This window comes from Nocardioides limicola, assembly GCF_016827675.1.
GTDB classification, from domain to species: domain Bacteria; phylum Actinomycetota; class Actinomycetes; order Propionibacteriales; family Nocardioidaceae; genus Nocardioides; species Nocardioides limicola.
In genome coordinates, this window is the sequence record NZ_JAERJA010000003.1 from 282,713 (window position 1) to 304,887 (window position 22,175).

The 22,175-nt window shown below is 69.9% G+C and carries 19 protein-coding genes; 5 read left to right on the forward strand and 14 right to left on the reverse strand.

The window, feature by feature from the left end; all coding sequences use genetic code 11:
• Positions 1-10 precede the first annotated feature (10 nt).
• A complete protein-coding gene (locus JKG67_RS08465) occupies positions 11-379 on the reverse strand; it encodes a DUF3499 domain-containing protein (RefSeq protein ID WP_203336849.1) in 369 nt (122 codons plus the stop codon).
• A gap of 50 nt (positions 380-429) precedes the next feature.
• Between JKG67_RS08465 and JKG67_RS08470 the strand changes: the two genes are divergently transcribed.
• The gene (locus JKG67_RS08470) at positions 430-849 is read left to right on the forward strand and encodes a metallopeptidase family protein (protein WP_203336850.1); all 420 of its coding nucleotides are present in this window, start codon (positions 430-432) and stop codon (positions 847-849) included.
• A 22-nt stretch (positions 850-871) separates the two neighbouring features.
• Here JKG67_RS08470 and JKG67_RS08475 read toward each other — a convergent pair whose 3' ends face one another.
• The 3 genes from JKG67_RS08475 to JKG67_RS08485 are packed head-to-tail and all read right to left on the reverse strand — an operon-like array spanning position 872 to position 5,459.
• On the reverse strand, positions 872-2,293 hold the full coding sequence (locus tag JKG67_RS08475) for a DUF5719 family protein (RefSeq protein ID WP_203336851.1): 1,422 nt from the start codon (positions 2,291-2,293) through the stop codon (positions 872-874).
• Positions 2,290-5,172 (reverse strand): glycosyltransferase family 2 protein, encoded by a 2,883-nt coding sequence (locus tag JKG67_RS08480; RefSeq protein WP_203336852.1) that lies wholly within the window; start codon positions 5,170-5,172, stop codon positions 2,290-2,292. Before JKG67_RS08480 ends, JKG67_RS08475 begins: the two co-directional genes overlap by 4 nt.
• Before the next feature lie 32 nt (positions 5,173-5,204).
• The gene (locus tag JKG67_RS08485) at positions 5,205-5,459 is read right to left on the reverse strand and encodes a WhiB family transcriptional regulator (RefSeq protein WP_203336853.1); all 255 of its coding nucleotides are present in this window, start codon (positions 5,457-5,459) and stop codon (positions 5,205-5,207) included.
• A 123-nt stretch (positions 5,460-5,582) separates the two neighbouring features.
• Between JKG67_RS08485 and cofD the strand changes: the two genes are divergently transcribed.
• Genes cofD through JKG67_RS08500 form a run of 3 tightly spaced genes read left to right on the forward strand, consistent with a single transcriptional unit; the run spans position 5,583 to position 8,304 of the window.
• Positions 5,583-6,569: a 2-phospho-L-lactate transferase gene (cofD, locus tag JKG67_RS08490; protein ID WP_203336854.1), complete on the forward strand. Its 987-nt coding sequence runs from the start codon at positions 5,583-5,585 to the stop codon at positions 6,567-6,569.
• Positions 6,566-7,519, forward strand: coding sequence for a coenzyme F420-0:L-glutamate ligase (gene cofE / locus JKG67_RS08495; protein WP_203336855.1), 954 nt, complete (start codon positions 6,566-6,568; stop codon positions 7,517-7,519). Before cofD ends, cofE begins: the two co-directional genes overlap by 4 nt.
• 41 nt (positions 7,520-7,560) lie before the next feature.
• On the forward strand, positions 7,561-8,304 hold the full coding sequence (locus tag JKG67_RS08500) for a DUF3105 domain-containing protein (protein WP_307816479.1): 744 nt from the start codon (positions 7,561-7,563) through the stop codon (positions 8,302-8,304).
• A 59-nt stretch (positions 8,305-8,363) separates the two neighbouring features.
• Here the strand turns inward: JKG67_RS08500 and JKG67_RS08505 are convergent, their stop codons facing one another.
• Entirely contained in the window at positions 8,364-9,452 is a 1,089-nt protein-coding gene (locus JKG67_RS08505; protein WP_203336856.1) for a mannose-1-phosphate guanylyltransferase, read from the reverse strand.
• 42 nt (positions 9,453-9,494) lie between these two features.
• Between JKG67_RS08505 and JKG67_RS08510 the strand changes: the two genes are divergently transcribed.
• Positions 9,495-10,199 (forward strand): TIGR03089 family protein, encoded by a 705-nt coding sequence (locus JKG67_RS08510; protein WP_203336857.1) that lies wholly within the window; start codon positions 9,495-9,497, stop codon positions 10,197-10,199.
• On the opposite strand, the gene JKG67_RS08515 is transcribed toward JKG67_RS08510, so the two are convergent.
• From JKG67_RS08515 to JKG67_RS08555, 9 genes are all read right to left on the reverse strand, one after another.
• Positions 10,181-12,997 carry an FG-GAP-like repeat-containing protein gene (locus JKG67_RS08515; RefSeq protein ID WP_203336858.1) on the reverse strand — a complete coding sequence of 939 codons (2,817 nt, stop codon included), beginning with the start codon at positions 12,995-12,997 and terminating at the stop codon, positions 10,181-10,183. The genes JKG67_RS08510 and JKG67_RS08515 overlap by 19 nt on opposite strands.
• A gap of 271 nt (positions 12,998-13,268) precedes the next feature.
• Positions 13,269-14,045, reverse strand: a complete 777-nt coding sequence (locus JKG67_RS08520) for an ABC transporter ATP-binding protein (RefSeq protein ID WP_203336859.1) — start codon at positions 14,043-14,045, stop codon at positions 13,269-13,271.
• Positions 14,046-14,054: 9 nt separating this feature from the next.
• Positions 14,055-14,960, reverse strand: coding sequence for an ABC transporter permease (locus JKG67_RS08525; protein ID WP_203336860.1), 906 nt, complete (start codon positions 14,958-14,960; stop codon positions 14,055-14,057).
• A complete protein-coding gene (locus JKG67_RS08530) occupies positions 14,953-17,016 on the reverse strand; it encodes a glycosyltransferase (protein WP_203336861.1) in 2,064 nt (687 codons plus the stop codon). Before JKG67_RS08530 ends, JKG67_RS08525 begins: the two co-directional genes overlap by 8 nt.
• A complete protein-coding gene (glf, locus tag JKG67_RS08535; protein WP_203336862.1) occupies positions 17,013-18,206 on the reverse strand; it encodes a UDP-galactopyranose mutase in 1,194 nt (397 codons plus the stop codon). Before glf ends, JKG67_RS08530 begins: the two co-directional genes overlap by 4 nt.
• A 6-nt stretch (positions 18,207-18,212) precedes the next feature.
• Positions 18,213-19,118: a glycosyltransferase family 2 protein gene (locus JKG67_RS08540; RefSeq protein ID WP_203336863.1), complete on the reverse strand. Its 906-nt coding sequence runs from the start codon at positions 19,116-19,118 to the stop codon at positions 18,213-18,215.
• Positions 19,115-20,023: a glycosyltransferase family 2 protein gene (locus JKG67_RS08545; protein ID WP_307816480.1), complete on the reverse strand. Its 909-nt coding sequence runs from the start codon at positions 20,021-20,023 to the stop codon at positions 19,115-19,117. Before JKG67_RS08545 ends, JKG67_RS08540 begins: the two co-directional genes overlap by 4 nt.
• Before the next feature lie 29 nt (positions 20,024-20,052).
• Entirely contained in the window at positions 20,053-21,540 is a 1,488-nt protein-coding gene (locus JKG67_RS08550; RefSeq protein ID WP_203336864.1) for an LCP family protein, read from the reverse strand.
• Positions 21,541-21,642: 102 nt separating this feature from the next.
• Positions 21,643-22,164 (reverse strand): acyl-CoA thioesterase, encoded by a 522-nt coding sequence (locus JKG67_RS08555; RefSeq protein ID WP_203336865.1) that lies wholly within the window; start codon positions 22,162-22,164, stop codon positions 21,643-21,645.
• Positions 22,165-22,175 lie beyond the last annotated feature (11 nt).

The following is a 22,175-nucleotide window of genomic DNA, read 5'->3' on the forward strand; positions in this document are numbered from 1 at the left end:
CCGACGGGCGTCAGTCCGTGGTCAGCATCCGCAGGTGGCCACGGCGGGCCGTCTCCCGGCCGGTCTCCGCGGCCAGCCCGGCCGGTGGGCGAGTGCCGGTCGGCTCCGGTCGCGCGACCTCGCGGACCGCGTCGGCCAGGGCCAGCAGGTCATCGGTGGTGGGTCCGGCCAACGACGGGTCGGGGGCGAGTCGGAGCACGTCCCATCCCCGCGGCGCCGAGAGCCGTTCGCTGTGGAAGTCGCACAGGTCGTAGGCGTGCGGCTCCGCCTGCAGGGCGAGCGGGCCCAGCACCGCCGTGGAGTCGGCGTAGACGTACGTCAGCGTCGCGACCGCCGGACGGCCACACGCGGTTCGCGAACAGCGACGTGCAGTACTCACGGTGCAGACGGTACCCAATCGCGGGGGCTGCGCTGGATAGGCTCGCTCGCATGCCTCGCCCCCGTCTTCGTGATCGGCACGGTCGCGGCCTCCGCGGCCCCGGCGTGTGGCCGTCGCGGCCGGGGACACCACAGGCAGCGACGGCCCGGGAGCGCTTCGACGAGATCGCGCTGCGCATCGTGACGGAGATCGATCGTCGCTGGTCGGCGCGGCTGGGCCGCATCGAGTACGCCGTCGAGGATGTCCCCCAGATGCCCGAGGGCTGGCAGGGGGAGACCGTGCCGCTGTCCTCGCTGGTGCCGGGGTCTGCTGGGCAACCGACCCGGCTGGTGCTGTTCCGGCGGCCGATCGAGCATCGTGCCGAGGACCGGGTCGAACTCGAGGCGCTGGTGCACACCGTGGTGGTGGAGCAGGTGGCGGAACTGCTGGGCATCGCGGCCGAGGACGTGGACCCCCGCTACCGGGACTGACCCCACCGACCGCGATTGCCGGTCAGGGCACCCCCGGGGCCATGTGCGGGCGCAGCCCGCGCAGCCGCTCCGGGCGCAACGGCAGCACCAGGTGGCCCTGCTCCAGGGAGCCGGCACGGCCTCCCACCAGCACCGCCCCGAAGAAGGCCACCTCCTCGGTGACGACGGTGACCAGCCGAGTGCGGCGTGGCAGTCGATGGCTGACCGCGACACCGGGGTCGAGCTCGACGATCTCGGTCGCCAACACCCGGCCCTGCCGCCCGTGACTGATCACGGTGGCGTTGACGACCCGGGCGTCGGCGGTGAGCACCACGCTGGCGGGCAGGTCGGGCAGGTCGGGCAGCGGCACGGTGGCGCGGGTCGCGGCCGGCGCCGGCACGGCATGGGACCGGTCCCCGCCGGCCAGCGAGGCGAGGGTCGCGGTGATCGGCGCGGTCGAGGTGAGCACCAGCCCGAGAGCCCCGTCGGCGACCTGATCCCGGACCAGGGTGGTGACATTGACGCTGACGGTGCTGCCCGCCTCCACGTCGATCTCCTCGAGACCCGTGGGACGGAACTGGCTGTCCGCGGTGAGGACCTGCACCTGCACCCGGGCCCGGTCCTCCCCCGGGTTCGCCACGGTGAGGCGCCGGGGACCCGGCCCGGCCGGCAGCCCGAGCAGCACATTGCTGGGGGCCGGCTCGGCCTGACCCGGGAGCCAGTCCGAGGACCCCTCCCGGTTGCCGATCGGGCGATGCTCATCGAGGACGTGGGTGACCAGTCGCCCTCGGGAGACCTCCACCCGCAACGCGAGCACTTCACGGTGGGGCACGGTCGCGGCCAGGTCGATCACGGTGCTGGTACGGCCCGGCACCCGGACCCCCCGCAACCGCGGCGCGTCGATGGCGCCGGTGGAACCGAGCAGAGTCATGTCCGCGACCGCGTCGCCAGCGTCGGGGTTGATCAACTCCACCACGGACCGGTGCTCGGCGCCCGCACCCACGCCGGTGAACCACTGGTCGGCCACCGGCCCGACGCATTCGGCTCCCCGGGCCCGGCCCCGGGCGGCGTACCGGCCGGCGACGAGGCCGGGGGCGAGGTTGCCGCGAGCCCGCACCACGACCGGCCCGTCGAGCCCGACCGACACCAGGGCGGCTCCGTCGAGCTCCACCGCGGTGGCCTCCCCGGCGGCCAGGGCACGGACCTGGCCCTGGGCCTCGGCGCTGTTCGCCACCGTCACCGGACCGAGGCCAGGCCCCGCCGGTGCGGGCTCGGCACCGCCGTCGGCGGTGGGGCAGGCCAGGGTGCGATGGGACAGCGGCACCGACTCCGCGGCGGTGTCCGGCGGCGACGGGGGCCCCGACCCGCCGGCGACCGCGATTCCGGCCAGGGTGAGCACGGGAAGCAGCAGCGGGATCAGCCATCGGCGCCCGGTGGCCAGGGACGGCAGTCCGACGCGACTCATCGGGCCTCCTCAGGGTCGGGCCGGGCGGGTCCGCACTGGACCAGCACCACCAGCAGCGCCAGTGCCTGCAGGATCACCAGCAGGGTGCGCCAGCGGGCCGTCTCCCGCACGACGGAGTCGGCAGCGGGCTCGGGCTCCACCCGCCAGGCCCGGGTACGCCGATCCTCGGTGCTGGCGTGCACCAGTCCGCCGGTGGCATCCAGCACCGCCGCCACTCGACCGTCCGCGGGTGCGGGCATCAACAGATACACGATCCCCTGCTCGGCCAGCGCGTCGACCAACTCCGGGCTGGGCTCGGCGACCATCGTCCGCAGCACCGCGTTGAAACCGTCATCGGGCGGCGTGAGCGCCAGGATCTCGTCCTCGCCCAGCGTGGTGCCGTCGCCGCGGTGCACGGTCCAACTGAGCCCCTCCTCCACGCTGCCTCGCAACAGCAGCAGGCCGTGGGTGACGTCGGCCCGCGCGCTCTGGGTCATGTACGCCGGCACCGGGGACGCGGTGGCCGGCGCCGGCGAGCCGGCGGTCACCGCGAACCAGCCGAGGGTCACCATCGGCAACAGGGCGGCCACTGCGGCCACCGGAAGCAGGAAGCGGCGGCGGGCCGGCGGATCCGGCCGCGGCACCCGGCCCGAGGCGCCCTGTCCGGCGATCAGGACCGCGGTGATGAAGGCGGCCTGCAGGAGCAGCAGGCTCGGCGCCAGGGAGGCATGCGAGGAGCCACCGGCGATGTCGACGCTGAGTCTGCCCAGCAGCGCCACCGCTAGCCCGGCCACCGCCGCGACCGCCCAACAGATCCCCACCCAGACCCGGGTGGAGGCCGGCACCAGCGCGAGTAGCGCGACCAGGGCGAGGGCGAAGCCGAGGGCCGCCGGGGCTCCGGCGTCGGCGAAGCGCCCGGCGATCAGACCCCAGGCACCCACCTCGGTCGACGGCACTCGGCCGGCCTCCAGCACCAGCCCACCGGGCGCACCGTTGGCCAGCAGCGGCAGCCACCACGGGAGCAGCAACAGCACCGGCGTACCCAGCGCGACCGCCACCGGCCGCCACTGGCGCCAGGAGCCGAGCCGCTCGGTGCGCCAGCCGACGAGGCCCACCACCAGGGTCATCAGCACCGCCAGCAGCCAGGTGCCCGGGACGAAGGCGGCCATCAGCGCGAGCAGCAACCCGACCCGCCAGCCCGCGCGTCGCCGCCGGTCCAGCGCCGGGTCCGCGAGACCCAGAGCGGCGGCCGCCAGCCACGGGAGCACCGCGGCCACCACCACCGTGCCCAGTCGGCCGCTCCCCCAGGCACCGCTGGCCACCGGGACCAGTGCCCAGGTCACTGCTCCCCAGCCGAGCACCCAGCGTGGCGCCCCGCGGTGATCCAGCAGGCGGCCGATGATCGAGAAGAAGCGCCAGGCCCCCAGGGCGGCCAGCGGGATCGCACCGATCATCAGCGCGGCCACCGCCAGTTCGGCGTTGCCCAGGAAGGCGGTGCCGAGCAGGGCCAGGATCGGCACGTAGCCGGGTGCGGGGAGTTCGGTGCCGACACCGAGGGGATGGGTGCTGGACAGGTGCAGCTGCCACCACGCGGCGACACCGTCCGGCACCGGCGAGAGTGCTCCGGCGCCGGAGACGCCGTCCCAGGCGTCCCTGGCCCCGACCAGCACCAGCACCACGAAGACGGTGACCAGCCAGGCGACCGGACTGGTGAGGAACCGTGGCAACCAGCCGGTCTCCTCGGCCAGTTCGTCGTCCTCGGGGGTCTTGCCGCGCACGGCCACCCGGGCGCCTCCCTCGGTGGCGATGCGTTCGAGTCGACGCCGTTCGGCGACATCCTGGGCCTGGTTGCTCACCGCGGCCGCCAGGTCGCCGAGGGCGTCCAGCCCGTGCCGGTAGGGCAGCCACCATGGGGCCAGCAGCCGGGGGGCGCGGGACTCCTCGGTGTGCAGGGCGCGGCGAGCCCGTCGGGCTCGATGGATCTGGCGGGGGTGGGTGTAGAGCGAGAGCAGCGCAGCGAGCTCATCGAGGGCGAAGCCGACCTGCCTGGTCAGCAGCAGTCCGAGCATCCGCAGCACGGTGCCGGCGATCAGCCGTAGCCACAGCAGCGGCAGCATCTGCGGACGACAGTTGACCAGCAGCGTGTAGAGCGCCGCCCGACGCTCGGCGTACCGGGTGTGTCGACCGGTCAGTGGCGTACGGCGCAGCCCCCGGTGCGCTGCTTCGGCGTGGAAGACGACCGCCGCCGGGGCCACCACGCAGCGGTGGCCGGAGGCCGCGGCCCGCCAGCCGAAGTCGAGGTCGTTGCCGAAGATCGGAAGTTCGTCGTCGAAGCCGCCCAGGCGTTCGAGCACCTCGCGGCGCACCAGCATCCCCGCTGTGTTGACGGCCAGCACCTCGCGGATGTCGTCGTGCTGGCCCTGGTCGTACTCGCCTCGCTCGAGGCCGGTCTCGCGGCGTCCGGTGCCGGAGATGGTGACGCCGACCTCCAGCAGCCGGCGCAGCGAGGGCCACTCCCGCAGCTTCGGCCCACAGATGTCGGCGTCCCGCTGCAGCGCCGCCTCGAGCAGTTCGAGCAGGGCACTGGGAGCCGGGGCCGAGTCGTCGTGCAGCAGCCAGATCCACTCGGGCGCGACGCCACGCGAGGCGAGGTGGTCCAGCGCTCGGCGTACTGCCGCCGGGAAGGAGGTCGAGGACGGGGCCGGGTCGAGGTGGCCGTCCCACGGGCCGACGCGCAGGGCGGCGGCGAGCAGTTCCCGGCTGTCGTCCTTGCTGCCGGTGTCCACGGCGACCAGGTGGGTGGGGGCGATCTCCTGGGCCTGCAGACCGGCGAGGACCTGCGGCAGCCAGCGGGCACCGTCATGGCTGACGAGCACGCAGGCGACGCTAGGAAGACTCACGGCCGACACCTTAGGGTGTCGGCCGTGTGAGTTCAGACTGCGCGTCGCTTCAGCTTGCGGCGTTCTCGCTCGGAGAGCCCGCCCCAGATGCCGAACCGCTCATCCTTCATCAACGCATACTCAAGGCAGTCGTCGCGCACCTCACAGGTGAGACACACCTTCTTCGCCTCGCGTGTGGAGCCGCCCTTCTCGGGGAAGAACGCCTCCGGATCCGTTTGCGCGCACAGCGCGCGGTCCTGCCACCCCAACTCTTCTACGTCGGGGTCTACGAGAAACAGTTCTCTCACGGTTCTTCGCCCCTTTTCGACCCTCGCACCCGCCCGACCGGCGAACGCGACACTATTGGAATTACATGCCTGTCATACCCCACAAGTCAAGCCCTGATCTGATATGGGGCAGGCTTGGTGTCCATGTATCGGATCACGGTCCTCTCCGGAGGCATGGGCGGAGCCCGGTTCCTGCAGGGTCTCAAGCACGGAATCGCGGCGGGGCGCTTGCCCCGGGCGGAGATCACCGTGGTGGCCAACACCGCCGACGACCTGTGGGTGCACGGACTGAAGGTCTGCCCCGACCTGGACACGGTGATGTACACCCTGGGCGACGGCATCGACACCGAGCGAGGTTGGGGACGCCGGGAGGAGAGCTGGAGCGTCCGGGAGGAGTTGGCGGCGTACGGCGTGGAGCCGACCTGGTTCGGCCTCGGTGACCGCGACATCGCCACCCACCTGGTGCGCACCCAGATGCTCGAGGCCGGCTACCCGCTGTCGCAGGTCACCGAGGCACTGTGCGCCAGGTGGCAGCCGGGGGTGCGGTTGCTGCCGATGACCGACGACCGGGTCGAGACGCACGTCGCGGTCGCCGATGCCGACAGCCCGAGTGGGCAGCGGGTGATGCACTTCCAGGAGTACTGGGTCCGCCTGCAGGCGTCGGTGCCGGCCGAGACGGTGGTGGTGGTCGGCCAGCCGGAGTCGACCCCGGCCCCCGGGGTTCTCGAGGCCATCGGCGGAGCCGACGTGGTGTTCCTGCCGCCCTCGAACCCGGTGGTCTCGGTCGGCACCATCCTGGGGGTCCCCGGTGTCCGGAGCGCCCTGACCACGACACCGGCGTCGGTGGTCGGCCTGTCCCCCATCGTCGGTGGGCGACACGTGCGCGGGATGGCCGAGCAGATGCTCGCCGCGATCGGTGTCGACGCCCAGGCCGGTGCCGTCGGCCGTCACTACGGCTCCCGGGCGGCCGGCGGCGTCCTGGACGGATGGCTGGTGGACACCGCCGACGCCGGCCAGGTCGAGGAGGTCGAGGCCGCCGGGATCAGGTGCCGATCGGTGCCGCTGATGATGACCGACCCGGACGCCACCGCGGCGATGGCCAGGGCCGCACTCGACCTGGTCGGCCGATGATCACCCTGCACGCCCCCGACGGGGTGGGCGAGGTGTCGCCGGGCGACGATCTCGCCGCGCTGCTGCTCGCCAGCACCGATGCGTGCCAGGACGGCGACATCGTGCTGGTCACGTCCAAGGTGGTCAGCAAGGCCGAGGGGCGGATCCTGACCGGCACCCGCGACGATGCGCTGCCGGGTCAGACCCGTCGCGTGGTCGCCCGCCGGGGACCCACCGTGATCGTCCGGAACCTGCTCGGCCTGACGATGGCCGCCGCCGGCATCGACGCCTCCAACGTCGAGGCGGGCCGGGTGCTGCTGCTGCCCGAGGACCCCGACGCGAGTGCCCGGCGGTTGCGCGCCGCCATCCGGGAGCGGACCGGGGTCAATGTGGGGGTGATCGTCACCGACACGGCGGGGCGGGCGTGGCGGACCGGGCAGACCGACATCGCCATCGGCGCCGCCGGCATCCGTGTGGTGGAGGAGTTCGCCGGCCGCACCGACGCGCACGGCAATCCGCTGCTGGTCACCGCCCCGGCGGTGGCCGACGAACTTGCCGGGGCCGCCGAGCTGGCCAGCGGCAAGCTCGGTGGGCGACCGTTCGTGGTGGTCCGGGGGCGGGCCGACCTGGTGCTGGACGCTGGTGAGCACGGCACCGGAGCCTCGGTGCTGATCAGGGCCGAGGGGGATGACCTGTTCGGGTACGGCGCCCGGGAGGCGGTCCGCCGGGCGGTCAGCGGCGACGCCGCGGACCGGGCGCCGTTCGGGCCGCCGCTGACCGCCGACGACCTGGCCGCCGAGTTGACCGAGACGGTGGCCGGGCTGGACGTCGACCGACACGGCGACGAGGTGGAGGTGCGGGCCCCGGATGCCGCCACGGCGGCCCGCGCGAGGGTGCTGGCCTACGCCTGTGGCTGGCAGAGCGAGGCCGGGCACCCGACTCGGCTGCGGCTGCGACCAGCGACTGCATAGACTCTGCCTCGATCCCACGAGAACGAGCAGAGAGCCCCGACGTGACCAAGAAGAACTCGGCCAAGGCGGACCGCCGCGCCGTCGTCGACCAGTTGCGCAGCCAGCAGAAGAATGCGGACCGGCGACGCAACATGATGATCGTCGGCGTCAGCATGCTCGTGGCCGCGCTCATCATCGGCTCCGCGGCGTACCGGCCGGTGAAGAACTGGTACGACCTGCAGAAGTTCAGCGGCCTGGACCTCTCCTCGATCGGCGCCCCCGCCGACGTCTGTGGCGAGGTCACCGTCGACTCCTCGGGTGCGGCCGGCTCGCACGTGGCCCCGGGCACGCCGATGACGTACCCGGAGGCACCGCCGGCGTTCGGCGACCACTGGGAGACCTGGGATCCGATGGAGCGGAAGTTCTACACCGCGGCGGACCGCCCCGACCTGGGCATGCTGGTGCACAACCTCGAGCACGGCTACGCGATCCTCTGGTACGACGAGACGGCGGCGGCGGACTCGGAGATGATGGCCACCATCCGAGGCATCGCCAGCACGTTCAGCGGCAGCACCAACTACCGGATGAAGTTCAAGGCGGTGCCGTGGACGAGCGCCGACGGTGACGAGTTCCCCGAGGACCAGCACATCGCCTTCACCCGCTGGTCCGCCGGCGGCATCGGGAACACCGACCAGGCGATGTTCCAGGGTGTCTGGCAGTACTGCAGCGAACCCTCCGGGGAGGCGCTGGAGCAGTTCATGCTCGAGTACCCCTACATGGACTCCCCCGAGCCGAACGCCAGCTGAGCGACCCGGCCGGTTCAGGTCAGGCCGGTTCAGGTCAGGCCGGTTCAGGTCAGGCCGGTTCAGGTCAGATCTGAGCGACCCGCGTCCTTGAGGCGGGCCACGATGCCCTTGACCTGCTGGGCATGGGCCCGGGTGGTCACCAGCAGCGCGTCCGGGGTGTCCACCACCACCACGTCGTCCAGGCCGATCACCGCCACCACCCGATCGCCGCCGGGGATCACCAGGCCGCTGGACTCGACGCCGAGCACCGTCTCGGCCTCGCCGAGGACGGTCAGCCCGGCGGGCTCCGCGTCCAGCAGGCCGCGCAGCGCGTCGAAGTCGCCGACGTCCTCCCAGTCGAACCCGGCCGGCACCACCACCACCCGGCCGGCGCTGGCGGCCGGTTCGGCCACCGCATGGTCGAGCGCGATCCGGGGCAGCGTCTCCCAGACCTCGGCCAGCGTGTCAGGGGCGGCGGCGACCGCGCGCAGTGCCGCCGCGAAGTCGGGATCGGAATCGGCGAGGAGGTCCAGCAGCACCCCGGGACGACAGACGAACATGCCGGCGTTCCAGACATGGGTGCCGGCCGCCACGTACCGCTCGGCCACCGACTGGGACGGCTTCTCCACGAACTCGTCGACATGCCACACCTGGTCGTGATCGGCCAGCGGGCCACCTCGGGCGATGTAGCCGAACCCGGTGGCCGGATGGGTGGGAGTGATCCCGATCGTCACCAGCCAACCGTCGCGAGCGGCGGTGACCGCCCGGCGTACACACTCCCCGAAGGCCCGCCCGTCGGCGATCACGTGATCGGCGGCGAACGACCCCATCACCGCATCGGGGTCGCGGCGCTCCAGGAGGGCGGCGGCCAGCCCGATGGCGGCCATCGAGTCGCGGGCCGAGGGTTCGGCGATCAGTTGGTCCGGGGCCACCTGCGGCAACTGGGCGGCGACGGCGTCGCGGTGCCGTTGGCCGGTGACCACCACCAGTCGGTCGGCGACCAAGGGGCTGAGCCGGTCGGCGGTCTGCTGCAACAGGGACCGACCGGTCCCGGTCAGGTCGTGCAGGAACTTGGGGCTGCCGGCCCTCGACACCGGCCACAACCGGGTGCCGGCGCCGCCGGCCGGGACCACTGCCCAGAAGTGCGGCACCTGCGTCTCGTCCACCATGGCAGCGAAGCCTAACCGGGCCACGGCACCTAGGCTTGGCCGGTGACCACCTTCAACGACGTGTTGCAGCGCCGACTGCGCGCGGACGCCGGCCGGCCCCTGGTGACCTGCTACGACGAGCGGACCGGTGAACGCACCGAACTCTCGGTGACCACCTACGCGAACTGGGTGGCCAAGACCGCGTCGCTGTGGGTCGAGGAGTTCGACCTCGAGCGGGGATCCCGGGTCCGACTCGACCTGCCGACACACTGGCTGGGCCCGGTCTTCCTGGGTGCCGCCTGGTGTCTCGGCGCGGTGGTCGTCGCCGACGGCGAGGAGTCGGACCTGGTGGTCTGCGGGCCTGACGGCGTCGAACGCGCAGCGGCTCTCGGCGTCCCCGTGCTCGCCTCGGCGCTGCTGCCGATGGGCGTTCGCTTCCGCGAGGCACTTCCCTCCGGTGTGCGTGACTACGGCGTTGAGGTGTGGTCACAACCGGACGCGTTCGTGCCCTGGGATCCGCCTGGTGATCAGGACGCGGCATTCGACGACCTCAGCCAGGCCGCCCTGTGGACCCAGCCGACGGCTGCGGTGCCGGAACGGATCCTCACCGACGCCAATCCGGTGACCCGGGCCGGCCTGTGGAGCTTCACCGGCCCGTTCGCGGCCGGCGGCTCCACGGTCTGGGTGGCCGGCGGCAACCCGGACCGGCACGCCGATCTGGCTGCCACCGAGCATGCGGTGGTCGTGGGTCAGCCGATCAGGTCGTAGCCGGCCAGACCGTCGCTGAGGTAGCGACGGGGGGTGGCGTTGCCGGAGCCGTCGTTGCGGATCACGTACAGGTGCCCGGTGCTGCGTTCCCGAGCCAGCAGGCCGGGCCGGCCGTTGAGCATCAGGTCGGGCGTCCACACCACCGCGTCGTACGGGGCGAGGTTCGCTCCGCGCAAGGTTGGCATGCCAGCCGCCGGCACGGGCTCGCCCACCGGGTTCAGCCGGTTGCCCGGCAGGATGTGCACCTGCCCGGTCGCGGCCCGGGTCACCAGGTCGGGACGCCCGTTCCCGTTGACGTCACCCAGGGCGTGCACCTGCTGGCCGCTGTGGTCGGCGGAGCTGATGGTGACCGGTGCCGCGAACTGGCCTCGGCCGTTCCCCTGTCGGACCCGCAGGCGGCCGTTGTCTGCGCGCCGGATGACCAGATCGCCGTGTCCATTGCCGGTCCAGTCACCTGCATTGATCAGCAGATCGATGTTGTTCGCGCTGATGCCGGTGTCGACGGCATCGCCAACGTCGTAGTAGCCGAGGTGCTTGACCACCGACAGCCGGCCGTTCGGGCGACGCCCGACGAGGTCGGGCCCGGACCCCGTCGACCCCACCCGGCCGGGGCTGGACAGCATCACCTGATTGGCGACACCCGTGATCGGTCCATGAGGCGCCCCGAAGTTGGCGCCGTTCCACGGGAGCACGTAGCCACGACGAGTCTTGGCGTCGCGGACGAAGATGTCCGGACGCCCGTTCCCGGTGTGGTCGCCGAGACCGGTGATCGCGTCCCAGCGGTCCCAGGAACCAGCGATTCGCTGCCTGGGGGCCAGTCTGGCGCCGCCGACCGCCGCATGCAGCCACAACCGTCCCAGCCGGTCCTTGGCCAGGATGTCACCGCGACCGTTCCCAGACAGGTCACCGGCACCCACCACCGTGACGTAGTTGCCGAAGTTCCGTCCGAGACTGATCCGCTTGAACCCTCCGCTGGGTCGCCCGCGGAACAGGATCAGCGCCTTGGTGGCGGGGTTGAAGCCGACCAGGTCGTTGCGCCCGTTGCCGGTCAGGTCGCCGACGGCGGTCAGGTGGATGACGTTGGCGAATGCTCTGGGCTTGAACTTCCGGACCGCCTTGGCGAAGCGGCCGTTCGGCCTACCCGGCCGGATCAGCACCCGTCCCTTGGCGTTGCGGAGCACCAGGTCGGCGCGTCCGTTGCCGGTCAGGTCCGGCGAGACGAGGAGGCTCTCGAACCTTTCGAAGTTTCCGAAGGCCTCCGACTGGCGATAGCGGAGCAGTCCCTCGGTCGGCAGCAGCATGATCCGGTTGTCGCTGCGCCGCCGCAGCACCAGGTCGGGGTACGGCGATCCGATCAGGTTCCCCCGGGGGTCAGGCACGATCGTGGGCAGCGACGGCGCCGGCGGTGGCGCCGGCGTGCTCACCCCGCCGCCGTTGCGCTGGATGGTTGCGGCTCTGCTGCGGACCGCAGGAAGCTTGGCATAGATGTAGCGGCCGGGGCAGGCGGTGGACCCCACGTCGCGGTGACCGACGATGGTGTTGAAGGAGCGTCCGTTGTGGGTCCAGGTGGTGTTCGCGGTCACGCCGTGGTGAGCCAGCTTCCAGGCCATCAGGTGCTCGAAGGCCGCCATCATCGCCGAACTGGGCTCCTTGATGTCGTAGTTCCCCAGCGCACTGGCCCCGAAGGCGACGTGGTTGTAGCCGCTGGCGTGGGCGCCGATCACGGCGCGGCCGGATCCACCCTTACGGCCGATCCAGATCGTGCCGAACCGGTCGACCAGGAAGTTGTAGCCGATGTCCTTCCAGCCGCGCGACTGGGTGTGGTAGCTGTAGATGCTCCGGATCATCGCCGGCACCTGGGACGCCGAGTAGTCGTTGGACGTCACCGTGTGGTGGATGACGCCGCCCTTCACTGCGCCGTACGTCGGCGTTCCGGCCCAACTCTCGTTGGCCCCCCAGTCCTTGCGGGTCCGCAGCGCCGGCTTGGTGACCGAGCTGAGCGCGAGGGCGTCGTCGCCGCCCTCGGTCTCGGTGGCTGCGTCGCCGGGGGCGTCGGCGGGCACCTCCGTCTGGGTCTCGGAGTGGCCGGGATCGATCACCACCAGCCGTAGTCCGGTGGGTACTGCTCCGTCATCGGTGAAGGCACGGGCCTGGACCGCGTCCACCTCACCCACGAAGAAGATCTCGGTGCCGTCGCGGAGGCCGCTGGCCTCATCACTGTCGACGTTGGGCGCATCGACCGGGGAGTACTCCGCGTGCTCCCACTCCGACCACTCCTCACCCGTCCGGGTGCGAACCTCGACCAGGATCTGCTGCTCGGACCATTCCTGACCCACGTCCCAGGTGACGCCGACCGCGCCGTACCCGGTGACGGGGTGCTCGTCGCTGACGGCGGCCAGGAGCCCGTCGGAGAGCAGTTCCTCCTCGGCCTCGGCCAGCAGGTGGGCCAGGTGGTCGTCGGTCTCCTCGGCCGGTGAGGTGTCGTGCTCGTCGGTGGCCTGACGACGCCCGTCCACGTCCGCGAACGCCTCGGCCAGCGCGCCGGCCGCCGGGAGCTCGGCCTCCAGCGCCTCGGCCTCCTCGAACGCGTGCTCCACGAGGGTCGGGTCGACCACCTCGGTCTCCACCACCACCGTCTCCGACACCGGCGTCGCGGTGCCCGAGTACTCCTCGCCGGGGGCCTTGCGAACCACGTCCAGAGAGATGACATTGGTGGCGGGTGCGAGGACGACGACCACCACACCGAGGGCCAGGATCTGCTGGCACGCGGTGACGAAACCGGCCTTCTTGACGGGCATGGGGTCCACTCCAGTGATGGGGAAGGATCACGTGAGTCCCAAGTGTCACATCAGTCACAGGGGTCACCGCAAGGGTTCGTGAGTAACTACAATGATGTAATTTCCAGTCGACACGCCGACACATTCCAAATTTCCTCCCCCTCCCTGCCCCAGGGGTGGGCGGAACACCCTGATATCAGGGACTGCTGAACGTTGTCAGGGGTTGCAACCCCTGACAACGTTCGGAACACCCTGACATCAGGGTGTTCCGTCAGACCGAGTACCGGGTGGGTCAGACGTCGGAGCCGAGCTCGTCGTCGATGTCGTCCTCGGGGGTGCCCTTGGGCTCGTCGTACTTGAGGTAGCGGATCCCCTCGGCGACGTCCCCGTCGAAGCCGACCCGACCGTGCTCCAGGACGATCGCCCGGTCACACATCTTGCGCACCGACCCGGGCGCGTGGCTGACGTAGAAGATCGTCCGCCCCGACTCACGGATCTCCTGCATCCGCTCCATGCACTTCTTCTTGAACGGCTTGTCCCCCACCGCCAACACTTCGTCGGCGAGGAAGATGTCCGAGTCGACATGGATGGCCACCGAGAAACCCAGCCGAGCCGCCATCCCGGAACTGTAGTGACCGACCGGGGTGTCCAGGAACTGGCTGATGTCGGAGAACTCGACGATCTCGTCGAACTTCCCCCGCGTCTCGGCCTCAGTCATTCCGTTGATGGCGGCGTTGATGTAGATGTTCTCGCGGCCGGTGAGCTGCGGGTGGAAGCCGGCTCCGGTGGCGATCAGGCCGGCGATCCGACCCCGAGTGCGCACCGAGCCCCGATCCGGCCGCATCACCCCGCTCACCAGGCGCAGCAGCGTCGACTTCCCGGACCCGTTGAGGCCCATCAGCCCGATCGACTCGCCCTGCTGAACAGTGAACGAGACGTCATCGAGAGCCAGGAAGCGATTGCTCACGTCGCGCCCGCGCATCTTCGCTACGGCCATCTGCTTCAAGGTCCGGTGGTAGCGGAGCGTGAACTGCTTGGCGACACCGTCCACCACGATCGACTCAGACATGCAAGCGCCTCACAGATGCTCGGGGATCTTGTTCTCGTACCGGGTGAAGACCCACTGGGCAATCCCCAGCAGCACCACCGCGACGAGCAACGACACACCCGCGCGCATGAATAGGTCGTCGGGGAGATGCTCCAGCGCAGTGGCCTCGGGGTCCTTCGTGGTGCCGACCCAGAAGGCACGATGCATCAGCAGCACCGCCTGGGCGATCGGGTTCGCCAGGTACGCCTCCAGGCTTCCGGCCCCGAACCGGTCCTCCACCATGGTGAACGGGTAGATCATCGGCACCCCGAACCTGATGAACATGGTCAACACGTTCACCAGGCTGCCGACGTCGCGCATGAAGACGTTCGCGACGCTGAAGATCAGCGCGAGGGCCGTGCCGAGCACACACATCAGCAGCAGCGCCAGCAACAACGCGGCCATCCCGACCAGGTCAGGCACCCAACCCACGACGACACAGACCCCGGTCAGGATCACCAACTGCGGTCCGGCGTGGAACCCTGACACCAGCATTGAGGCCACCGGGAACATCTCCCGAGGGACCGCCAGCTTTGTCACCAGCGCCTTGTTCTGCACGATCGATCGAGTGCCGCCATTGAGGGTCTCGCCGAAGAAGACCACCACCACCAGCCCGGCGAAGACGTGGATCCCGAACCACTCGATCTCCCGCAGATTCATGATGATGCCCATCACCACGAAGAAGAGCACGAACTGCGCCGCCGGGTTGATGTAGGACCACAGCATCCCCAGGAACGAGCCTTGGTACCTGGCCTGGATCTCCCGCCTCACCAGCAACCGGAGCAGGTACCGTCGCTGAAACACCTCCAGCAGACCGGTGTTCGCCGCCGGGTCCACCAGCGGAGCGTCCACGTCCCGGCGCGGTGGCTCACCCGCGCCGGCAACCGTCTCACTCATCGGAGCCCAGCCACGGGGCGAAGGTCTTCTCCCATGCCTCGGGAGACGTGATCTCGGACAGCGCCTCGCGGTACCGCTCAGCCAAGGCGTCCCACTGGCTGGCCAACTCCTTGTGGATGGCCATCGTCTCCTTCATCGACCCGGCGAAGAGTTCCCGGTCGCGACGGTAGAAGGCCGCCGCTGTGCCGTCAGGCATTGAGACCACTGCCGAGTCGTACTTGCTGATCCGGTACCACTTCGCGTCGGTCGCCGAGATCGCCGTCTCGGGGTGGTGGCGAGCGAGTTCTCGGGGTTTGCGGAACTGCCGCAGCGGTTGCAGCAACGCTGTGACGGCCTCCTGACTGCGTGACGCCACCCGACCGTCGTCCAGTCTCCGGGCCAACTTGCTGGGGCGCACCGACGGGAACGCCTCCGGGTCCGACTCTGTCTGACCGTCGCTGTACCTGCGAGAGAGTTCGCGGATCTCAGGCAGGGTGCGGGCGAGTGCATCGTGCAGACCCTCGGGCCCGGCCAGCACATCCTGCAGGGCGCGGTGCCGCAGCGCGGCCGTCGAGTACTGCATCGAGACCAGGTGCTTGACCTGATGGTTGAAGCTCTCCAGCAGCATCCGGCCGCCACGCGGGTACTGCGAGTGCAGGAGCGCGGCGATGAAGCGGTTCCGGACATGGAAGTACGCCTGCCAGTCCAGGGCATCGTTCTTGTCGGTCCACGGCACATGCCAGACCGCGGCCCCGGGGAGGGTCACGGTCGGATAGCCGGCCTCTTTGGCCCGCAGCCCGTACTCGGAGTCGTCCCACTTGATGAACACCGGCAGGCTGAGCCCGATCGTGCGGAGCACCTCGAGTGGGATCAGGCACATGAACCAGCCGTTGTAGTCCACGTCGACCCGCATGTGCATCCACCGAGTGGAGCGCAGATTCCGGCTTGTCAGGTCCCAGCCGGGGATCACGTTCGGAGCTGACCCCCACCAGAACCGATAGGGCGCCACCCTCTCGCCGAAACTGTGCAACTGAGTTTTGTGATAGATCGAGAACATGTGGCCGCCGACGATGGTCGGCCTACGACACAGATCGCCGAAGGTGGCGGCGCGGACGATGCCCTCGGGCTCGCACTCGACGTCGTCGTCGAGCATCAGACAGTACGTCGACTCGTCTGCCTTGAGCGCCTCGTACTGGGCGCGTGCGAAACCACCGGAGCCGCCGAGGTTGCCCTGTGTGATGATCCGCAGCTTCTTCCCCAGTGCTTCCAGGGCGGCGTCGAAGTGGTCGGAGTCAACGACCAGATCCTTGCCCTGCTCCATCACCAGGACCCGGTCCAGGACCAGCGCGAGTTCCGGGTGATCCCCGAGCGAGGCGAGCAGTTTGGCGCAGAAGTCGGGCCGGTTCATGGTGGTGATCCCGATAGTGACCGTGCCGGGGGTATCCAGGTCGGCGGGGACCTGGGCGGTCCACTCGGCCGTCTCCACCACCACCGCTGAGTCGTCGGGAGCCACCACGTCGTACCAGTACCAGCCGCCATCGGTGAAGGGCTTCAGGGTGAGTCGGAAGGAATGCGTCGTCAGATCCTCGGCATTGACCGCACCGGCCACCTGCTGGGACCGACCGTTGGCCATCGATCGGAAGACGCTGACCTTGGCGCCACGACCGCGAATGGTCACGGCCAGATCGACCTCGGTCACCACCGTCCACCGTCGCCAGTAGCTCGCTGCGAAGGCATTGAAGTAGCTGCCGAACGACAGGCTCTCCCCCGCCTCGATCCGGATCGAGGTCCGGGACTCGATCTGCTCGGGATGAATGGTGGCGCCTGTCTGGACACCCTGACGACTCATCGCAGAGTTGAGTTCCCGCGCCTTGCGGTTGCTGCCCACGTCGTACTTGTCTGCGTCCAGCACCAACGGCTCGGGGTCGACGTAGAGACGGATCGCCTCGATCTCGGCCTTGGCCGGCATGATCTGCCGCTGCAGCAGCCGGGTGACCACCGGGTCACCACCAGTTGCCGGGGCCCGCACCGCGATCGGTGCCGGATGTACAGCCGGAGGCAGTTGCTTCCCACTCATGCGTCCACTCCTCCGCTGGTCAGCGGCACACCGTCCACGAAGTGCGGCCGGAGTTTGTTCTCGAACATCGACAGCGCCGATCCGATCGCCATGTGCATGTCGAGGTACTTGTAGGTGCCCAACCGGCCACCGAAGAGCACCATCGGCTCAGCCTTGGCGAGTTCGCGGTACTTGAGCAGCTTCTCCCGGTCCTCGGCGGTGTTGATCGGGTAGTAGGGCTCGTCGTCGTCGGTGGCGAAGCGCGAGTACTCGTGCACGATCACGGTCTTGCCGGGCAGGTGGGTCCGCTCGGGGTGGAAGTGCTTGAACTCGTGGATGCGGGTGTAGGGCACGTCGGCATCGTTGTAGTTCAGCACCGCACAACCCTGGAAGTCGTCCACGTCCTTGACCTCGGCCTCCAGGTCGACGGTTCGCCAGGAGAGTCGGCCCTCGGCGTTGTCGAAGTACTCGTCCACGGGGCCGGTGTAGATGATCGGCACCTTGCCCTTGAACTCGTCGGCGACGTCGAAGAAGTCCGTCTCCAGCCGGACCTCGATGTTCTCGTGGTCGGCCATCCGGGTCAGCCAGGCGGTGTAGCCGTCGACCGGCAGGCCCTCGTAGGTGTCGTTGAAGTAGCGGTTGTCGAAGGTGTAGCGGACCGGGAGCCGGGTGATGATGTCGGCGCTCAGCTCGGTCGGGTCCGTCTGCCACTGCTTGCCCGTGTAGCCCTTGACGAACGCCTCGTAGAGCGGCCGGCCGATCAAGGAGATCGCCTTCTCCTCCAGGTTGGTGGCGTCCTCGGTGGCGATCTCACTGGCCTGCTCGGCGATCAGTGCGCGCGCCTCGTCAGGGGTGAAGGCGCGTCCGAAGAACTGGCTGATCAGACCGAGATTCATCGGGAAGGAGTAGATCTGGCCCTGGTACTTGGCGAACACCCGGTGTTGGTAGCTGGTGAACGCGGTGAACCGGTTCACGTACTCCCAGACCTTCTCGTTGGAGGTGTGGAAGAGGTGGGCGCCGTACTTGTGCACTTCGATGCCGGTCTCCGGCTCGACCTCGCTGTAGGCGTTGCCGCCGAGGTGGTACCGACGCTCCAGCACCAGCACCTTCAGACCCAGCTCGGCAGCGCAGCGCTCCGCGATGGTGAGGCCGAAGAAGCCGGAGCCGACGACGACGAGGTCGGGCAGGTCGGGGGCATCAGTGGTGGACACGATCGGTCAGTCTACGGAAGGACCCACCGAGGGTGTGACACCACGCGCAATGGCCGGCGCCGCACGCATGGCCTTGATCACGTTCCGGGCCTCCGCACGGCCCCCCCGCACCGGGCTGAGCATCAGCACGGCCAGCATGATCAGCCACGGCTTGAGGCGCACCAGCACGTTCTCGCCGTACCGCAGATGCACGACGAAGAGGTTCCGGTACATGTAGTACCCCTTCCAGGTATCCAGCGCGTGCTGTTGGTCGAAGTCGAGTTGCCGGACCAGGACGGCGTCGCGGACGGCCCAGATCCGGAACCCGGCCCGGCGGGCCCGCAACGCGAAGTCCACGTCGTCGTAGAAGATGAAGAACGCCGGATCGGGCAGCCCGATCGCAGCCACCACCTCGCGCCGGACCAGGAACCCCTCGAACGCGACGTTCTGGATCTCCACCAGCTCCGGCATCGCCTCACGGGTCCGGTACGTCGTCTCGACCATCGCCGTCTTCGGCTTGATCGCGAACGGGTTGGCCAGGTCGAACCGCACCGCCGCCTTCTCGCACAGGGCGCCTCGGGAGTCCTCGCGCACCGCGGCCAGGCAGGCCTCGTCGTGGCTCAGCAGGACGCCGAGGCAGTCCGGCGCGGGGATCACGTCGTCATCCATCAGCCAGATCCGGTCGAACCCCTGCTCGTAGGCGGTCTTCATGCCGAGGTGGAATCCGCCGGCGCCGCCGAGGTTCTCGGGGCTGCGGATCACCTGGACGGGGAAGGCCGCCAACACCTCGGGAGTCCGGTCGGTGCTGGCGTTGTCCACCACCAACACCGCGTCCGGGGCCGGGTCGAGGCGGGCCAGCCCGGCGAGCATCTTCTCCAGCAGGTCGGCCCGGTTGTAGGTGACCACGACCACGGCCACTGTCTCCGTGCTCATGCCAGGTACCTCCGGTGTCCCGAGAAGTCTCCCCGCAACCCGGCGTACGCGGCCCGGGCGCTGATCGGGATCCGGGCCGGCTGCGGCCGGGTGAACAGGTAGAACCAGACGGTCTTCACCCAGAACGCGACCACCTGCAGCCAGCCCCGGTGCTCGCGCAGATTGACGGTGTTGTTGCGGGCCATGCAGTAGTGCTTCAGTTCGCTCGGGCTGTGGTTGTAGGTGGTGCGGCCGAACATCATCGGCGTGCCGAGCTCACCGATCGAGGGATGATGCACCTTCGCGGCGGTGACTGTGGCGATGCGGGCGCCGGCCCGTTCCGCGCGCAGTCGGTACTCGTGATCGTCGCCCCAGATGAAGAACTCCTCCCGCGGCAGCCCGATCCGCTGCACCAGTTCGCGGGTGACCAGCACCCCGTTGAACGGGATCACGATGCCGGCGATCACGCCGCTCGGGTCCGCCCGTTCGGCGACCGACACGTCGTGCACCACGCGGGTGCCGCCGGGGAGTCGGATCGGGAACACCAGTCGATCCGGGGCCGCCTCGTCCACCACCAGGGGCCCCCAGAAGTCGAGTCCGTGGTGGTCCAACAGGGTGGCCAGGCAGTCCCGCTCGGGGAGCCCGTCGTCGTCCATCAGCCAGACCAGGTCGGCGCCTTCGTCGACGGCCCAGCCGAGGCCGTGGTGGAAGCCGCCGGCGCCGCCGCGGTTCTCGTCCAGGGTGTGGTGCCGGAGTCCGGGGATGTCGGCGGCCTCGAGCCAGGCCCCGGTGCCGTCGTCGGAGGCGTTGTCGACGACCAGGACCTCGTCGACCTCGCCGATCTCGGCGAGCCGGTCCAGGAGACGCTGCAGCAGCGGCAACCGGTTGAAGGTCACCACCACGGCGACGATGCGGCGCTCGGACACGGCCGCCACCCTAGCCGTCACGCCCCCGATCAGCAGGCGTCGGCCAGGTCGTCGGCCTCGTTCGCCTGGTAGCCGTGGCGCAGCGACCCCTTGGAGCCGCCGGTGGTCTCGTTCGGGTTCGGGCCGGGCGTGTCGGCCGCTCCGGTCGTTCCCGACGATCCTGCCGCACCGCTGGACTCCGCCGGCTTGGGCTTCGCCAGTGCGCGCCCCTCGGCGCGGGCGATGGCGTTGTCGACCATCTGCCGCACCTTGGCCAGGTCGGGGTTCCTGGTGTTGATTTGCGGCGGGGTGAACGACACGGAGCCGATCGGGTGGTTCCGGGCCTTCAGCGCCAGGTCGATGAAGGTGTCGAGTTCGCCTGAGGGCAGGTTGGTCTCGAACATGGCCACCGACGCCGACGCGATCTTGTCGAAGTTGCGGACCACCCGCTGCGGGCTGATCTGGCCGACCATGGCGTGCATCACGCACTTCTGGCGTGCCATCCGGGAGTAGTCGTCGGACCCCTCTCGGGCCCGAGCGAACCAGAGCGTGTCGTGCCCGTTCAGTTTGCGGGTGCCCGGCTCGAGGTAGTGGGTCACGTCCCGGCCCAGGCCACCGACCGGGATCGGGTCGCGCAGGGTGAGGGTGACGCCGCCGACCGCGTCGACGAGCCTTCGGAAGCCCTGCATGTTGACGATCGCCCAGTAGTTGATGTCCAGGCCGGTGATCCCCTCGACGGCCTGCATGGTGGCCTCGACGCCGGGGTTCTCCGTGTCGAAGAGTTGTGGCCGGTCCTCAGCCCAGGTGCTGACCGCGTTGAGATAGCAGTCGTCACAGTTCCAGCCGTCCGGGAAGTGGTCGGCCATCACCGAGCCGTCTGCGAACGGGAAGTTCTGCAGGTTCCGCGGCAGCCCGAAGATCACCGTGCGTCCGGTCTTGGCGTCGATGCTGGCCACGTTCAGCGAGTCCGGCCGCAGACCCATCCGACCGTCGCCGGAGTCTGCTCCGAGCAGCAGCACGTTGTAGCGGCCGTTGCTGGCGTCGGAGCGCTCCGAGCCGGTGAACATGGTGGCGACGAAGTCGCGCTGCACGCTGACCAGGTGTGCGGAGAAGAGGACCGCCCCGGCCACCGAGAAGACCAGGGCGCCGTTGAGCCCGGTCATCAGCAGCCGCTGGTTGCGCAGCAGCGACAGCGGCCGGCCGAGTCGCCAGGCGTCGATGAGGAGCCCCGCCCATCCGAGGGCGACCAGGGTCAACACCATTTGCACCGAACCGAGCGCGAGGGTGGAGGAGACCAGTGTGAAGATCAGGCCATGCCACAGGTAGCCGAGCAGCAGCAGGAAGCCGAAGACGGCCCATAGGGCCGCCCAGACCCGGATCGCGGCCCGGCCCAGGGGGCGGTGGCCAGCGACCAGCTGCGCGGACCCGGGGAGCACCAGGGTCATCACCATCAGGGTGATGGCGCGTCGGAACCGCACCCGTGCCGCGCGCTCACCAGCGGCGACCCGGGCCATGCCCGACTGAGGTACGGGTGGCATGGGATGCCTCTCGTCCGGGGAAGGATCAGTCCGGGCCAGTATCACCAGTCACAGGTGTCACATGCGTCACGGCGCGCCGAGCGGTCCTGGATCAACTGCGGATCAACTGTGGCGCCCTGCTTCGATCTCCCGCTTGCTCGCCAGCCGGTGGGCGCGGCGGATCTCGGCCTCCCGGAACCGCCGTACCTCCTCCGGCGTCTCCGGGGTCAACGCAGGCACCGGCCGCGGACGCCCGTCCGCGTCGACGGCCACGAAGACGAAGTACGCCGAAGCCACGTGTCGCGGCGAACTCGCCGCGTCGTTCCACGGCTGGGCCTCGACTCGGACGCCGATCTCCATCGAGGAGCGCCCCGCCCAGTTGACCTGCGCACTGGTGCGGATGATGTCGCCCACGTGCACCGGAGTCAGGAAGGCCATCTCATCCATCGAGGCGGTCACCGCGGGCCCGCCCGAGTGCCGTTGCGCCACCGCACCTGCGGTGGTGTCGGCCAACTTCATGATCTCGCCGCCGTGCACGTTCCCGTGCAGGTTGGCCTCGCCGGCGTGGGCGATGATGGCCAGCGAGACACGGGCGTACGACGACCCGTGCGCCGCGTCGGGGGCGTCTTCGAGCGAGGGTGCCATGGCGGCACGGT